Genomic DNA, 14331 nt, shown 5'->3' with positions numbered 1-14331 from the left:
GTCGCCCTGATCACCGACGCGATGGGCGCGGCCGGCATGGGCGACGGCCTCTACCCGCTCGGCCCGCTCCAGGTCGAGGTCAAGGACGGCGTCGCCCGGCTGGTCGAGGGCGGCGCCATCGCGGGCTCCACGCTCACCCTGGACGTCGCGTTCAAGCGCTCGCTCACCGTCAACGGCCTGACGCTGAACCAGACCGTCGAGTCGCTGTCCGCCACCCCGGCCCGCCTGCTGGGCCTCGCCGACTCGATCGGCTCGCTGGAGGCCGGCAAGCAGGCCGACCTGGTGGTGCTCGACTCCGAGGGCTACGACCTGGTCGCCGTCATGCGCCGCGGCCGCTGGGTCCTCGGCGGCGAGCGCTTCGACGTGGTGAAGCCCTCCTGACGGCCCGCCGGAACGCCGACGGCCGCCCTTCCCCCACGGGGTCGGGCGGCCGTCTCGCGTTCCGGCTCAGCCGGTCAGCCGCTCTGCCTCTCTGCCGATCAGCCGGTCGCATTCGGTTCGAGGGTGATCTGGTCGATCAGGATCGAACCGGAGGGCACGGTGAAGGTGATGGTGTTCGCCCCGGCCTGGAGCTGCGGGAGTATCCAGGTGTTGAACCAGGAGGACGCCGGGTCCTTGCCGGACGCGTAGTTCTTGAAGAGCAGCCCGCTCGGCCAGTCCTTGCCGTTCACCGAGGCGGCGCCCTTCAGGTCCCCGCCGGTGTTGTTGTAGTGCACGTTCAGCTTGTAGGTGCCGGCCGCGGCGACCTCGCCGCTCCAGGTCACCGAGCCGCCCGGCTGGAGCGTCAGGTAGCTGCCGTCGGCGGACTTGGTGCCCTTGACGCCGTTGCCGGACGGCGCGTTCTGGGCCTGGAGCTGGCCCGCGTCCACGGTCAACGGGCCGGCCGGGGCGGTGGTGCTCGCCGAGGCCGAGGCGGTCGGGGACGAACTGCCGGTCGCCGGGGTGCTGGGGGGAGCCGCGGCGGTGGTCTGGGCGCCGCCCTTGGCGGTCCTGTCGCCGTCCGGGTCGCCCGTGGAGAGCGCGATCCCCGCGCCGATCGCTATGGCCGCGACCACCGCGACCGCGCCGATCACCGCGCCCTTGCTCCGGCCGCTGCTCGACCGGTCCTCCCCCGGCTGCGGCCGGGAGTGCTCGGCGTAACGGGTCTGCTGGGTGGGCGCGGTGCCGTACTCGGGCTGCTGTTGCTGCGGCGGGTACGGCTGCTGGCCGCCGGGGTAGCCCTGCTGCGGCCCCGCCTGCTGGCCGTACTGGGGCTGCTGCGGCCGCGGCTGGTAGGGCTGTTGCCCGTACTGGGCCCGGCCGACCTCCATCGGACGGCTGTACGGCGTCCGGGGCACGCCCTGCTGTGGCTCGGCCGGCTGCCCGGAGGCACCCTCCGCCGGGCGGTAGAGGTAGCCGAACGGGTCGTCGTCCTGCGGGGCACCGCCCTCGGGCGCTCCGTTGTTGCCGGCGGTCGTCACGGTGGTCAACTCCCCCATCCGGTTCGCGCCGCCGGGATGCGGGGCCGCCGGCGCAGATCATGGACGCTGTCGTACCCGGGAACCCTACCTGTCCTTTGTGACAGCCGGAAAAGAGCCCTTGACAACCCGTGGGTAACCAGGACCGGCGGGGTTCAGCCCGCCCGTCGGTGCGAACGCTCGCCCCGCGCGCCGCGCACCGCGCCGCCCCGGGCCCGCTTCTCGTCGTACATCCGCTCGTCCGCGGTGTGCAGCACCTCCTCGATGCTCATCCCGCAGCCCGCCCAGCCGACCCCGAGGCTCACCCCCACCCGCATCGCCCGGCCGTCGATCCGCATCGGCGGGATGATCGCGCCCCGCAGCCGGTGGGCCAGGTCCTTGGCCTCCTCGCGGCCGATCCCGTCGGCCAGCACGACGAACTCGTCGCCGCCGAGCCGGGCCACCGTGTCGCCGTCCCGGACGGCCTGGCTCAGCCGCCGGGCGACCTCGACCAGCACCGCGTCGCCCGCGTTGTGGCCGAACCGGTCGTTGATCGACTTGAAGCCGTCCAGGTCGCAGAAGAGCACCGCGAGCCCCTTGTCCGGCGACGCCGCGACGCCGGAGCGGAACGGTGCGGACCACGCCTCGCCGCCCGGGCCCTGGTCGGCCGGGACCACCGCGTGCACGTGCTCCCCGTAGCCCGGGGCGAGGCCGTACGGCGGGCCGCCCTCGGGCATCCCGTAGCCGTGCACCGGCCCGCCGTACGGGTCCGCGCCCTCCAGCCGGTCGTACGCGGCGTGCGCGCTGTAGGAGTCGGCCGGGTAGCCGTACGGCGCCGGGTAGGCCGGCTCGCCCGGCCCGGCGGGGGCCCCGACGGTCTGCGGCTCGGCGCAGAGCCGGCGGCCCAGCCGGGCCTTCAGTTCGGCGCCGTTCGGCAGGCCGGTGAGCGCGTCGTGGCTGGCCCGGTGGGCGAGCTGGAACTCGTGCCGCTTGCGGTCCTCGATGTCCTCGACGTGGGTGAGCAGGAAGCTCGGGCCCTCGGCCGCGTCCGCCACGATCGAGTTGCGCAGGCACACCCACTGGTAGCCGCCGTCCCGCCGGGACAGCCGCAGTTCCGCCCGGCCGCTCTCGGCGCTGGTGCGCTCCAGCAGCGCCCGGTCCTCCGGGTGCACGAGGTCGGCGAAGCTCTGCTGGCGCAGCACCGCGCGGGGGCGGCCGAGCAGGCGACAGAGCGCGTCGTTGACCCTGGTCAGCTGGCCGCGCCCGGCGCCGTGCAGTTCGGTGATGGCCATCCCGCTGGGCGCGTACTCGAAGGCCTGGCGGAAGCTCTCCTCGCTGGCCCGCAGGGCCTGCTGCTCCTTCTCCAGGCGGGCCAGTGCGCGCTGCATCTCGGCCCGCAGCCGGGCGTTGCCGATCGCGATGGAGGCCTGCAGCGAGAACATCTCCAGCGCCTCGCGGGTCCACGCCCCGGGCCGCTTGCCGCTGCGCGGGCGGTCCACCGAGAGGACGCCGAGCAGGTCGCCGCCGGCGCTGTACATCGGGGCGAGCAGCCCGTCGGCGGGGTGCCAGTCGTTGGCGTAGACGGGCAGCGGGCCGTCCCCGATCCAGCGCGGGATGTCGCTGGCGACGGCCCAGCCGCGGTCGTACGGCAGGAAGCGCAGGGTGCCCCAGTGGTCGCTGACGCCGAGCAGTCGGTCCCAGGACTCCCGGGAGCCGACCTGGCCGAGCAGGACGGAGGGGCCGCCCATGGTGCTCTCCTCCAGCTCCCAGACGGCCGCCACCACGAGGTCCCCGTCCGGGCGGACCAGGCTGACCGCGGCGGCGTCGAAGCCGAGCCCGTGCACCGCACCCTCGACGACGGCCTGCAGCGTGCCCGCCAGGCTGCGGGCAGCGTTGAGGTCCGCCACGACCCGGTGCAAGGTGCGGAGGGTCGCGAGACGGACGTACGGCTCCGACTCGGCTTCCATGCGGGGGCTCCCCGGCTGCTTCGGATAGTTCTTGATTGGTTATCGTCCGATTGCCAGAAGAACTGAATCACAGGGAGCACAGCGTTCGGCACGCTCGGTCAGCAATAGGCCATCACTTGTGACTTAAATCACACGACACTAATGCACCCTTAATCAGCTCATCCGCCCCATAGCGGGACATAAAGCGCTATCGGAATATTTCCCTTGGTCGACCGCACCGGCCTCGCGCTGAAGCCCGCTGCCGCCCGGCAGGCCCCTTGCTTCACTCCTGAGGGTGAGTCCCGAACCCGGCCGCAGCCCCGCCCCGTGCGCCGCTGGTCCTACGACCTCGGCCCGATGCCGATTCCGGCGGACGCCGACTACCGTGCGGTACGTGTACTCGTCCCCGCAGCCCGAAGCTGCCTCCCACTCCACGCCCGACGAGTTCCGGGCGGCACTCTCCCAGCTCGCCTCCGGCGTGAGCCTGGTGACCGTCCACGACCCGGAGGACGGCGAGGACGTCGGCATGACCGCCACGTCCTTCCTGTCCGTGTCGCTGGAGCCGCCGCTGGTCCTGATCTCGGTCCGCGAGGACTCCCGGATGGACGAGGTGCTCTCCCGCACCGACACCTGGGCGGTCTCGCTGCTCACCGAGGGGCAGAAGGCGCTCGGCTCCCGCTTCGCCATGAAGGGCCGGCTCAGCGACCGGCTGCTGTTCGCGGACACCCCGCACCACCGCGGCCCCCGCTCCGGCGCCCCGCTGATCGACGGCGCGCTCGCCACCGTCGAGTGCCGCACCGAACAGCGGATACCGGCGGGCGACCACACCCTGCTGCTCGGCCGCGTCCTGGAGGCCGCGGTACCCAGCCCGGCCGGCCGGCCGCTGCTCTACTTCCGCGGCGGCTACCGCGCCCTCGGCTGAGCCGCCCCGGCTACTCGCCGCCCCGCGGCGACTGCCGCCCCTGCTTCAGCTCGGAGCGGCGCCGCTTGTTGGACAGCCGGCGCTCGACCATCCCCCGGCTCGGCCTGGTCGCCCGGCGGGACTTCGGCGGCGGCGCGCACGCCTCGGTCAGCACCGCCGACAGCCGGGCCGCGGCCGCCTCCCGGTTGCGCCACTGCGAGCGGAACTCCGAGGCCTGGATCACCAGCACCCGGCCGTCCACCAGCCGCCCGGCCAGCCGCTCCAGCGCGCGCTCGCGCCACACCTCGGGCAGCGCCTTGGACGCCGCCAGGTCGTAGCGCAGCTCGGCCTTGCTGTCGGAGGTGTTGACGTGCTGGCCACCGGGGCCGGAGGAACGCGAGAAGCGCCAGACGAGCTCGGCGTCGGGGACGACCACCGACCCCCGTACGCGGATGGGCTCGGGCATGCGTCCATCATCCCGCGCCCGCACCGCCCGGTCACCCGGTTATCCGCGACGGCCGGCGGCCCGGTTCCGCTCCACCGCCCGCAGCCCGGACAATGGCGTACGTGATCGAGCTCGGCTACTCCCTCTCCAACCGCTTCCCCGACCCCCCGCAGACGGACTACCGCTCCGCCCCGGTGCGGTCCCTGCGGTACGACCTGTTCTGCGGCGACGTCTACCTGGACGCCGAGGGCGCCGAGCTGTCCACCGGCTGGGGGTGGGTGCCGGTGCTCGACTTCGCCTGGGCGCTGTGCGACATCGCCGAGGAGCTGGACCGCGACCCGGACGGCGGCCGGGCCGCCCGGGTGCAGACCGCGGACCTCGACTTCACCCAGAACACCGAGCTGCTGCGGTTCGCCCGCCGCTTCAACTGGGTCGAGATCACCGCGACCTGGCTGCCGGACGAGCCGCCCGCCGTGGTCCGCCACGGCGAGCTGCGGCGCGAGGCCCGGGACTTCCTCCAGGACACCCTCGCCGACCTCTTCGATATGCACCCCGAGCTGGCCGACAATCCGAACATCTGGTCGCTGCAGGGCCGGTTCCCCCGGATCTGACCAGGGCATTGTCAGGCCTTTGCCAGCGGATTGGCGTCCACGAAGAATTCACGGACTTCGCGGAACCAACCCACCGGGGTATTGCGTTGTCCCGGAAAAAGCGAACGAAGGGACTGCAATCGCCATGCCAGTGAGCCTTTCCAAGGGTGGCAACGTCTCGCTGACCAAGGAGGCCCCGGGCCTGTCCGCGGTCAGTGTCGGCCTGGGCTGGGACGTCCGGACCACGACCGGCACCGAGTTCGACCTCGACGCCAGCGCGATCGTCCTGAACGCGGACGGCAAGGTGCTCTCCAACGGGCACTTCGTCTTCTTCAACAACACCAGCAGCCCGGACAACACCGTCGTGCACACCGGCGACAACCGCACCGGTGAGGGCGCCGGCGACGACGAGTCGATCAACGTCAACCTGGCCGGCCTGCCGGCCGAGGCCGTCAAGATCACCTTCCCCGTCACCATCTACGACGGGGTCGCCCGCGGCCAGAGCTTCGGCCAGGTCCGCAACGCGTACATCCGCGTGGTGAACGCCGCCGGCGGCGCCGAGATCGCCCGCTACGACCTCTCCGAGGACGCCGCCACCGAGACCGCCATGATCTTCGGCGAGCTCTACCGCAACGGCGGCGAGTGGAAGTTCCGCGCCGTCGGCCAGGGCTACGCCTCCGGCCTGGCGGGCATCGCCCAGGACTTCGGCGTCCAGCTCTGACGCCCCGCCGGGCCCCTCCCGGCCCGGCACACCGCCGGAACGAGAGCGGCGCGGGACATCGGTCACACCGACGTCCCGCGCCGCTTTCGCGCACCCGGCCCGGGCTCAGGCCCCAGGGGCTCTCTTTCGGATCACGTCGCGCGCCCGGCGTGATCCGAAAGAGAGCCCCTAGCGCGAGGCGCGCAGCTCCGGCAGCTGGATCAGCTCGGTCTCGTCCTCCGGGGTCAGGTCCACCACCGCGGGCGCACCCGGCGCCGGCTCGGCCGCCGGCTGCGACGCCTGCGAGCCGACCACGGCCTCCTGCACCTCACGGGCCTCCTGGGCCTCCTGCGCCTCGGCCTTCGCCTGCGCGGCCACCGCCTCGTCGCCCACCACGTCGGCCAGGTCCGTGCGCTCGCCCAGTTCGGCGACGCTGCCCACCGCCGGCGCCGGGGCCGCCGCCCGCACGGCCGCGCCCGTACCCCGGCCGAAGAAGCTGAAGCCCGGCCCGCGCACCGCCCCGGACTGCGCCGACCGCGGCCGCTGCCGCTCCACCGGAGCGGGCGCCGCGACCGGAGCGGACGGCGTCCCGCCGAGCTGCCCGACCGTGGCGGTCAGCGCCGGGCGCACCGGCGCGGGCCGCACCGGGGCCGGGGCCGCGGCCTGTGCCTGGTCCTGTGCCTGCGCCTGCGCCTGCGCCTGCGCCTGCGCCTGCGCCTGCGCCTGCGCCACCGGAGCCTGCTCCGGAGTGGGCACCGCAGGGACCACCGGCGCCGGCACCGAGGGCGCCACCACAGCGGGCGCGGGCGCCGGGGCCGCAGCGGCCGGCGCCGTACGCGCCCGCAGCGCGACCTCCGAGCCCGCCGTCCGCTCCCGCCGCGCCTCCTGCTCCGCCGCCCGCCGCTCCAGCAGCCGCAGCACGGACGCGGCACGGACGAACGCGGCCGGGCTGGCCGGGTACTTGGGGCGGCTCGCGGCGAGCGCCCGCTGGGTCGCCTCGGCCTCCTTGAGCGCCTGTTCGGCCACCGCCACGGCCCGCTCCCGCAGCAGCCGGGCGATCTCGGTCTCGGCCTTCGCCAGCCGCGACTTCTCCGCCGTCAGCCGCCGCCCGAACCGGGTGGCCCGCTCCTCGGCGACCTCCGCCGCGTACTCGGCCTCCGCCAACTGCTCCTCGAAGCGCTCCTCGGCCCGCAGCCGCTGCGCCGCGGCCATCTCGGCGGCCGCCCGGGCCGCCTTGTCCCGCTGCCGCAGCAGCAGCGCGAAGCCGAGCGTCGCGACCACCGCCGCGACACCCACCGAACGCACCAGGACGGCGTCCTGACTGAAGAGCAGAGCGGCCAGCGCGGCGACGAGCAGCACGCCGGCGGCGGTGGGGGGGAAGATCCGGCCGAGGACGGAGGAATGACGGTGGCGTCCGCGAGACATGCCAAGAAACTAGCGTGCGAATTGGGGCCGTGTCAGCCCAGGGTCCTCTTCCGCCCTTGACAGTGCGCAAGTTTTACCGCACGTGCCCGGCGTTTCACTCAAGATCACGAAAAAAGACCTGTTCAGCGGGGCGAGGGCGCCGGGCCGCCCGGATCGTCGTGGTTCTCCGGCAGCTTGCACACGTGCTGCAACCAGAGCGCCGCCGCGATCACCGCGGCCCCCGCCAGCACCGCGAGCCCGGCCGTGACGGCCTGGTCCTTGCGCGCCGACACGTCCAGTTCGCCCAGCAGGAAGATCCCCGCGCCCGCGTAGACGCCGGTGACCACCGCCGAGACCAGCGCGCTGGCCTGCCCCAGCACCACCGCCCGGGCCGCCAGCAGCGGGTCGACGCCCTTCGCGCCGGGCTGCCGCTCGCGCACCGCCTTCAGCCGGGACCGCAGCGAGAGGGCGGTCGCCAGCAGGACCACCGCCACCGCCGCCAGCACCACCGGCGCCGCGACCGGCACGGCCGGCAGCGTGTCCAGGGAGGCCCAGAGCTTGGCACCGGCCCAGGACAGCGCCGTGGTAGCAGCGGTGATGCCGACCAGCAGGCGTAGGCGAAGCAGCTTCACTCGGAGGAGGTCCTTCCCGGGGTTACCAGAGCCGGCCGCCGCCCGGTGGCCCGGCACGGCGGCGCCAGGCCACCGTACCGGGCCCGACCGGGCGGGCACCCGCGCGAACGGCGGACACCTACTCGTACGGCCGGGCCCCCCGGTCGAGTTCCCCGGCCGCCCTCACCGGGCCGCCGGGCCGGGGCCGGTCACTCCGGCAGCGTCAGCCGGATGTCGTCCCGCCGCCGGACGCCCTGCGCGCCCGGGCCGCCGAGCGCGTCCAGCAGTTCGCCGACCTGCCCGTGCCCGGGCACCTCGGCCTCCGGCTGGGCGTCCAGCCAGGGGGCGAGCACGAAGGCCCGCTCGTGCGAGCGCGGGTGCGGCAGCAGCAGCTGCGGGTCGTCGCTGAGCACGCCCTCGTAGGCCAGGATGTCGACGTCCAGGGTCCGCGGACCCCAGTGCACCGTCCGGACCCGCCCGAAGGCGTCCTCGATCGCGTTGCCGCGCTCCAGCAGGTCGCGCGGCGGCAGCGAGGTGCGCAGCACGACGACCGCGTTGTAGTAGTTGGGCTGCTCGTCCGGGCCGCCGACGGCCTCGGTCTCGTAGACCGCGGAGACGGCCTTGATCTTGAGCCCGGGGGTGTCGGCGAGCGCGTCGACGGCGCCCTGGAGGGTGTCCAGGCGGTTGCCCAGGTTGCTGCCGAGTGCGATCACCGCGCAGCGCTGGCTGTGCAGTGTGGTGTCGGCGGAGTCCACCCGGCTCTCCAGGTCGAACGTGGTCGGCGAGGCGGTCGGGTCGCTGGTGCTCATCGAGATCCCTCTGCAACTGGAACGGGGCGCACGGCGGCGGTCATGCGCGGCCCCGGTGAATGGTCACGGTCACGTCGTCGAACGGCACGGTGATCGGGGCGTCGGGCTTGTGCACGGTCACCTCGACCTCCTCGACCGCTTCGTGCTTCAGGCACTGGTCGGCGATGCGCTGGGCCAGGGTCTCGATCAGGTCGACCGGCTCCCCCGCGATGATCGCGGTGACCTCCTCGGCCACGAGGCCGTAGTGCGCCGTGCGGGTGAGGTCGTCGCCGGACGCGGCGGGGCGGGTGTCCAGGTACAGCACGAGGTCGACCACGAAGGTCTGGCCCTCGATGCGCTCGCGCTCGAAGACGCCGTGGTTGCCCCGGGCACGCAGCCCCCGCAGGGTGACGCGGTCCAGCAAACGAATCACTGCTCCCAGTCGGACGGGCCCCACCCGGAGAATGGCATGGACGAGCGGGGCGAAGGCGGGCAGCACACCCGCCACTCCGTTTCGAATCTACCCGCGGGCGCTGACAACGTCTGACCGTCCTACCCGGCACGAACCGTCGCCACGCGCACCGGAATGGCGATTGACGTGAACGTTCGGTGACCACTCGGGAATTCCCGGGCGACCTCCCGGCCGCGTTTTCCGAAGGCCGCCCGAATCAGTCCTCGTCCTCATCGTCGCCGCTGGTCAGAACGGGTGAACCGTGGTGCGACCAGAGCTTCCACCCGCCCGGGGTACGGCGGAACAGATTCGTCGACACGACCTTTCCGCCGACCAGCGGACCGAGTTCCCCCTCCTCCTCCGCCTCGCCGCCGGAGAGGATGTTCTCGGTGCACGTGACAAGGGCCACATCTCCGTGGACCTCGGCCTCGACATCGGTCAGGAAGAACTGGATGTACTCCGTGTTCATCATGATCAGCATGTACGAGCGGGTCACCTGCGCCCGCCCGCGCAGCACCGGCCAGCCGGGGTGCACGCACACCACGCCGCCCTTGTCGTCCGCGTCCGCGGCCCCCAGCCAGGCGTCCTCGACCGCCTCCAGGTCCCCCTCCTCCAGTGCCTGGTAGAGCGCCTGGTTCGCCGCGAGCACCGCCTCCAGGTCCGCCTCGCGGGCCTGGCCGGCCGTTCCGCCGCTCAGCCTGCCGTCACCTGTCACAGACCCTCCCTCACCCCTTGCCGGGCCGCGTGCTGCCAGGCCGCGACCACCCGGACGGCGTCCGCCGTGCCGGACACGTCGTGCACCCGCACCGCCCAGGCGCCGGCCTGGGCCGACAGCACCGACACCGCGGCGGTCGCGTCGTCGCGCTCCCGGGCCGGGCGCAGCGCCCCGGTTTGCGGGTCGGCCAGCAGCGTACCCAGGAACCGCTTGCGCGATGCGGCGACGAGGACGGGACGGCCGAGCGCGGTGAGCGCGTCCAGCCGGCCGAGCAGCGCCCAGTTGTGCTCGGGGGTCTTGGCGAAGCCGAGGCCCGGGTCGAGGATCAGCTGGTCCTCCTTGACCCCGGCCGCCAGCAGCGCGTCCACCCGGACGGCCAGCTCGGCGACGACGTCCGTCACCACGTCCCGGTAGACCGCCAGCCGCTCCATGTCCGCGGACTGGCCGCGCCAGTGCATCACCACGAACGGCGCGCCGGTGTCGGCGACCACCCGGGCCATCGCCGGGTCGGCGAGCCCGCCGGAGACGTCGTTGACGAGCGCGGCACCGGCCGCCACGGCCTGCTCGGCGACGGAGGCCCGCATGGTGTCGACCGACACCACGACCCCGGCGGCGACGAGCTCGCGCACCACCGGCAGCACCCGGCGCAGCTCCTCCTCCTCGGGCACCCGCTGCGAGCCGGGCCGGGTGGACTCGCCCCCGACGTCCACCAGGTCCGCGCCGCGGGCGCGCAGGGCGAGCCCGTGCGCGATCGCCTTGGCGGGGTCGTGCCAGAGGCCGCCGTCCGAGAAGGAGTCGGGCGTGACGTTGACCACACCCATCACGGCGCAGCGGTCGAGCCGCGGCAGTCCGGCCGGCAGCGAGAAGGACGGCGAGTTGCTCATGCGCCCATTATCGAACGGGGCCCCCGCCGAGGATTCTCGGCGGGGGCCCCGTTGGTCGCGGCGGTGCCTCAGGCGGCCTCGGTGACGCCGCGGGCGCCCGGGGTGGGCATCAGGCCCTCCCGCTGGCGCCGGCGGCCGAAGCGCGGCATGCCGAGGGTGATGAAGGCCTCGGCCTGCATCGCGGCGAAGCCGATCCGCGGCAGGTCCCGGGTGTTCGGGAAGACCAGGAAGCGCGGTTCCCACTCGGGCTGGAACTTGGCGTTGAACTTGTACAGCGACTCGATCTGGAACCAGCGCGAGAGGAACACCAGCAGCCCGCGCCAGGCCCGCAGCACCGGGCCGGCGCCGATCCGCTCGCCGCGGGCCAGCGCCGAGCGGAACATCGCGAAGTTGAGCGACACCCGGCGCACGCCCATCGCGGGCACGGCCTGGAGGGCGGCGACGATCAGCAGCTCGTTCAGGCCCGGGTCGGCCGCGCGGTCGCGGCGCATCAGCTCCAGCGAGATGCCGTCCGGCCCCCAGGGCACGAAGTGCAGCACGGCCTTCAGGTCGTCGCCGCCCTCCCCTTCCTCCGGGGCCTTGTGGGCGGTGACCACCACGCAGTCGTCGTCCAGCGGGTCGCCGAAGCGCCCGAGGGCCATCGAGAAGCCGCGCTCGGTGTCGGTGCCGCGCCAGCGGGCGGCGGCGTCGGCGATCCGGTGCTTCTCCTCCAGGGTGAGGTCGCTGACCCGGCGCACCTGGCAGGAGTAGCCGTTGCGCTCGATCCGCTTGACCATCTGGCGGACGTTGCGCATGGCCCGGCCGGCGAGCGAGAAGGTGGCGGTGTCGACGATCGCCTCGTCGCCCAGCTCCAGCGCGTCGAGGTCCGCCTCGCGGGTCCAGACCTCGCCGCCGACCTCGCTGCAGCCCATCACGGCCGGCACCCAGGCGTGCTCGCGGGCCTCGGCCATGAACACCTTGATCGCGCCCGGCCAGGCCTCGACGTCGCCGACCGGGTCGCCGGAGGCCAGCATCACGCCGGACACCACCCGGTAGGAGATCGCGGCCTTGCCGGTGGGCGAGAACAGCACGCTCTTGTCGCGGCGCAGCGCGAAGTAGCCGAGCGAGTCGCGCTCGCCGTGCCGGGTGAGCAGCTCGCGGACCTTCTCCTCGTCCTCCGGGGTCAGCTCCGGCTTGGGCTTGCCGGGGCGCAGCGCCAGGTAGGCGGTGGTGAAGGCGGTCAGCAGGCCCAGCCCGCCGAGCAGGTAGGCGACCAGGTCGGACATCCGGACGTTGTTGTACCGGATCGGCCCCTCGAAGCCGAACAGCCCGTACACGACGTGCTGGAGGCGCTCGGGCAGGGCCGGGTAGCCGATCTCGTACTTGGTCCGGGTGCTCACGATCAGCAGGCCGAGCAGCACGCTGACGGCGCCCATCACGATCAGGTTGACCAGCGCCCGCCAGCGGGTGCGCGGGTCGGCCTTGGCGTAGAACTCGCGCTGGTGCACCAGCATCACCACGAAGACCGCCAGCGAGACCACCGCCGGGCCGACCTGGTGCCAGCGCACGATGTGCAGCGCGGCGCCGACCGGCAGCAGCACGCACACCGCCCGCCAGGCCCGCCGCTTGCGCCGGCGCAGCGCGTGCGCGAGCAGCACCAGCAGCAGGCCGACCATCATCGTCCCGACCGCGGCCAGCGAGGTGGTGCCGCCGGGCAGCTGCCCGGTGAAGGTGTGCATCTTGGAGTGCCGGAGCTTGGGGAACACCGCGCTGGCGATGTCGACCAGGCCGATCAGCAGACAGGCGTACCCGACCGCGCCGGGCAGCCAGGCCCTCGGAACAGCCGCCGCCTGGGTGCGAAGCGTCTGCAGGCCGCGTCGACGACGCGGCTGCTCGGGGCTCGGCTCAACGGACACGGGAACGCTCATGGAAGCTCAGCGTAGAGGCTGCGGGACGCCGTCCGGTCACTCCGGGGGAGCACGTGTGATGGACCTTCAATGCCTTTTCCTTCATCAGGCAATGCGCATACCAAGAACCCGGAAACGGTCGGTAAACCGGTGCCGTGGGCGCGCTGCGGTGGAGCCGGGGACGGAGCCGAGGGCCTGCCGCCGCGTGGCGCGGCAGGGTCCTCCGGTACGCCGTACGTACGGTGGACGCCGCATTCTAGGGCGCCGGTTGCCTGCGGCTCCCCCCGCCCTCCCAGCTCGCCCGGGCATCCGGACAGCCTAGCCGCGGTGGCCGGAGCTGACGGACCGCCAGACGATGAGGCGTGCACCGACAGTGTCCCACCGGAAGGCCGACGGCATGGAACTGACCAGCGAAGCGCTGGTGAACTCGCTGCTCGCACTCGGCGCTGCGGCTCTCGTCACCACCCTGTGGCTCTGGCCGCGACTGGCGCGCCAGCGCCCGCTGCCCGTCCTGGGCCGGATCGGCCTGCTGACCGTCACTCAAGTCGCGGTCGTGGCCGTGCTGGCACTGGCGGTGAACAACTCCTTCGGGTTCTACACCTCGTGGGACGACCTGCTCAGCCCCGGCAGTGCCAAGCTCGCGCTGACCAGCAACGAGAACCACAAGGGCGACGCCCCGGCCTCGGACACGCAGCTCCAGCCGACGGACGAGGGCGGTCTGGAGACCGTCGCCGACCTGCCCAAGGGGCCGCCCGAGGAGGTCGGCAAGGTCGAATCGGTCCGGGTCACCGGCAAGGAGACCGGCCTGTCCGACCAGCTGTTCGTCTACCTGCCGCCCGAGTACTTCGACCCGAAGTTCGCCCTGGTCCGCTTCCCCGTCCTGGTCGCCATCTCCGGCTTCCCCGGCACCTCGCTCAACCTGATCAAGGAGCTGCCGCTCCTGCGCACCGCGGCCGAGCTGCGGAAGTCCGGCAAGATGCCGCCGACCGTCGTGGTCATGACCCGCCCGACCGTCGCCCCGCCGCGCGACACCGAGTGCGTGGACGTCCCCGGCGGCCCGCGCGCCGAGACCTGGTTCACCAAGGACCTGCCGGAGGCGCTCCGGACCAGCTACCGGACCGGCCGCTCGGCCGCCTCCTGGTCCGTCTTCGGCTACTCGACCGGGGGCAGCTGCGCGCTGCGGCTGGCGATGCGCTTCCCGAACGTCTACGGCATCGGGGTGGGCCTGCACGGCGAGTACAAGGTCAAGGCGGACCAGTTCACCGGCGGTGACCTGTTCGCCGGCGACGCCGCCCTGGCCCAGCAGAGCGACCTCGACTGGCGGCTGACGAACCTCCCGGCCCCCGCCCTCTCGCTGCTGGTGGTCTCCTCCCGCAAGGAGGGCGACTTCGCGCAGACCCTCCAGTTCGTCGACCACGCCCAGCAGGTCGCCGCGGCCAACCCGCAGTTCAAGGTCGACTCGCTCTACCTGGACGACGGCGGCCACAACTTCGACAGCTGGACCCGTGAGCTGCCGTCCTCGCTGGAGTGGATCGGCGAGCGGCTCGGCTGACGCGGACAGGCGACGTGGCCGG

At 73.3% G+C, this 14331-nt stretch carries 15 protein-coding genes; 5 read left to right on the top strand and 10 right to left on the bottom strand.

What is annotated here, in order from left to right:
• Positions 1-381 (top strand): amidohydrolase family protein (locus AB0O19_RS33895; RefSeq protein WP_363625038.1); only part of this gene is annotated, 381 nt, incomplete at its 5' end.
• A 98-nt stretch (positions 382-479) separates the two neighbouring features.
• Here the strand turns inward: AB0O19_RS33895 and AB0O19_RS33890 are convergent.
• Both AB0O19_RS33890 and AB0O19_RS33885 read right to left on the bottom strand, forming a co-directional pair.
• Complete coding sequence (locus AB0O19_RS33890) at positions 480-1469, bottom strand: hypothetical protein (protein WP_363625037.1); 990 nt, start codon at positions 1467-1469, stop codon at positions 480-482.
• Between the two features lie 143 nt (positions 1470-1612).
• Positions 1613-3403 (bottom strand): diguanylate cyclase, encoded by a 1791-nt coding sequence (locus tag AB0O19_RS33885; protein WP_363625035.1) that lies wholly within the window; start codon positions 3401-3403, stop codon positions 1613-1615.
• Between the two features lie 373 nt (positions 3404-3776).
• Between AB0O19_RS33885 and AB0O19_RS33880 the strand changes: the two genes are divergently transcribed.
• Entirely contained in the window at positions 3777-4304 is a 528-nt protein-coding gene (locus AB0O19_RS33880; RefSeq protein WP_363625033.1) for a flavin reductase family protein, read from the top strand.
• Positions 4305-4314: 10 nt separating this feature from the next.
• Here AB0O19_RS33880 and arfB read toward each other — a convergent pair whose 3' ends face one another.
• The gene (gene arfB, locus AB0O19_RS33875; protein ID WP_363625031.1) at positions 4315-4749 is read right to left on the bottom strand and encodes an alternative ribosome rescue aminoacyl-tRNA hydrolase ArfB; all 435 of its coding nucleotides are present in this window, start codon (positions 4747-4749) and stop codon (positions 4315-4317) included.
• 101 nt (positions 4750-4850) lie between these two features.
• Here arfB and AB0O19_RS33870 point away from each other — a divergent pair, with 101 nt between their 5' ends.
• On the top strand, positions 4851-5339 hold the full coding sequence (locus AB0O19_RS33870) for a hypothetical protein (RefSeq protein ID WP_363376723.1): 489 nt from the start codon (positions 4851-4853) through the stop codon (positions 5337-5339).
• 124 nt (positions 5340-5463) lie between these two features.
• Positions 5464-6039 carry a TerD family protein gene (locus AB0O19_RS33865; RefSeq protein WP_350885215.1) on the top strand — a complete coding sequence of 192 codons (576 nt, stop codon included), beginning with the start codon at positions 5464-5466 and terminating at the stop codon, positions 6037-6039.
• A gap of 168 nt (positions 6040-6207) precedes the next feature.
• Here the strand turns inward: AB0O19_RS33865 and AB0O19_RS33860 are convergent, their stop codons facing one another.
• The 7 genes from AB0O19_RS33860 to AB0O19_RS33830 all read right to left on the bottom strand — a co-directional run bounded on the left by AB0O19_RS33860 (position 6208) and on the right by AB0O19_RS33830 (position 12778).
• Positions 6208-7443 (bottom strand): hypothetical protein, encoded by a 1236-nt coding sequence (locus AB0O19_RS33860; protein WP_363625030.1) that lies wholly within the window; start codon positions 7441-7443, stop codon positions 6208-6210.
• Between the two features lie 122 nt (positions 7444-7565).
• Positions 7566-8054 carry a DUF3180 domain-containing protein gene (locus AB0O19_RS33855; RefSeq protein WP_363586581.1) on the bottom strand — a complete coding sequence of 163 codons (489 nt, stop codon included), beginning with the start codon at positions 8052-8054 and terminating at the stop codon, positions 7566-7568.
• Between the two features lie 188 nt (positions 8055-8242).
• Positions 8243-8842 carry a 2-amino-4-hydroxy-6-hydroxymethyldihydropteridine diphosphokinase gene (gene folK, locus AB0O19_RS33850; RefSeq protein ID WP_363586580.1) on the bottom strand — a complete coding sequence of 200 codons (600 nt, stop codon included), beginning with the start codon at positions 8840-8842 and terminating at the stop codon, positions 8243-8245.
• Positions 8843-8882: 40 nt separating this feature from the next.
• The gene (gene folB / locus AB0O19_RS33845; RefSeq protein ID WP_063351209.1) at positions 8883-9242 is read right to left on the bottom strand and encodes a dihydroneopterin aldolase; all 360 of its coding nucleotides are present in this window, start codon (positions 9240-9242) and stop codon (positions 8883-8885) included.
• A gap of 247 nt (positions 9243-9489) precedes the next feature.
• Positions 9490-9987: a nuclear transport factor 2 family protein gene (locus AB0O19_RS33840; RefSeq protein ID WP_063348246.1), complete on the bottom strand. Its 498-nt coding sequence runs from the start codon at positions 9985-9987 to the stop codon at positions 9490-9492.
• Entirely contained in the window at positions 9984-10871 is an 888-nt protein-coding gene (gene folP, locus AB0O19_RS33835; protein WP_350885208.1) for a dihydropteroate synthase, read from the bottom strand. The genes AB0O19_RS33840 and folP overlap by 4 nt, the downstream gene beginning before the upstream one ends.
• A 68-nt stretch (positions 10872-10939) precedes the next feature.
• Positions 10940-12778 (bottom strand): phosphatidylglycerol lysyltransferase domain-containing protein, encoded by a 1839-nt coding sequence (locus AB0O19_RS33830; protein WP_363625029.1) that lies wholly within the window; start codon positions 12776-12778, stop codon positions 10940-10942.
• Positions 12779-13154: 376 nt separating this feature from the next.
• On the opposite strand from AB0O19_RS33830, the gene AB0O19_RS33825 reads away from it, so the two are divergent.
• Positions 13155-14309 (top strand): alpha/beta hydrolase-fold protein, encoded by a 1155-nt coding sequence (locus AB0O19_RS33825; protein ID WP_363625027.1) that lies wholly within the window; start codon positions 13155-13157, stop codon positions 14307-14309.
• Positions 14310-14331 lie beyond the last annotated feature (22 nt).

The organism is Kitasatospora sp. NPDC091276 (genome assembly GCF_040684355.1).
GTDB lineage: Bacteria > Actinomycetota > Actinomycetes > Streptomycetales > Streptomycetaceae > Kitasatospora.
The sequence above is the reverse complement of the archived record's forward strand: the minus strand, read 5'-3'. Positions and strand labels throughout refer to the sequence as shown.

Coding starts and splice junctions, on each gene's coding strand:
- arfB (WP_363625031.1), bottom strand. CDS start 4,749: ATGCCCGAGCCCATCCGCGTACGGGGGTCGGTGGTCGTCCCCGACGCC.
- AB0O19_RS33860 (WP_363625030.1), bottom strand. CDS start 7,443: ATGTCTCGCGGACGCCACCGTCATTCCTCCGTCCTCGGCCGGATCTTC.
- AB0O19_RS33825 (WP_363625027.1), top strand. CDS start 13,155: ATGGAACTGACCAGCGAAGCGCTGGTGAACTCGCTGCTCGCACTCGGC.
- AB0O19_RS33830 (WP_363625029.1), bottom strand. CDS start 12,778: ATGAGCGTTCCCGTGTCCGTTGAGCCGAGCCCCGAGCAGCCGCGTCGT.
- folP (WP_350885208.1), bottom strand. CDS start 10,871: ATGAGCAACTCGCCGTCCTTCTCGCTGCCGGCCGGACTGCCGCGGCTC.
- AB0O19_RS33885 (WP_363625035.1), bottom strand. CDS start 3,403: ATGGAAGCCGAGTCGGAGCCGTACGTCCGTCTCGCGACCCTCCGCACC.
- folK (WP_363586580.1), bottom strand. CDS start 8,842: ATGAGCACCAGCGACCCGACCGCCTCGCCGACCACGTTCGACCTGGAG.
- AB0O19_RS33865 (WP_350885215.1), top strand. CDS start 5,464: ATGCCAGTGAGCCTTTCCAAGGGTGGCAACGTCTCGCTGACCAAGGAG.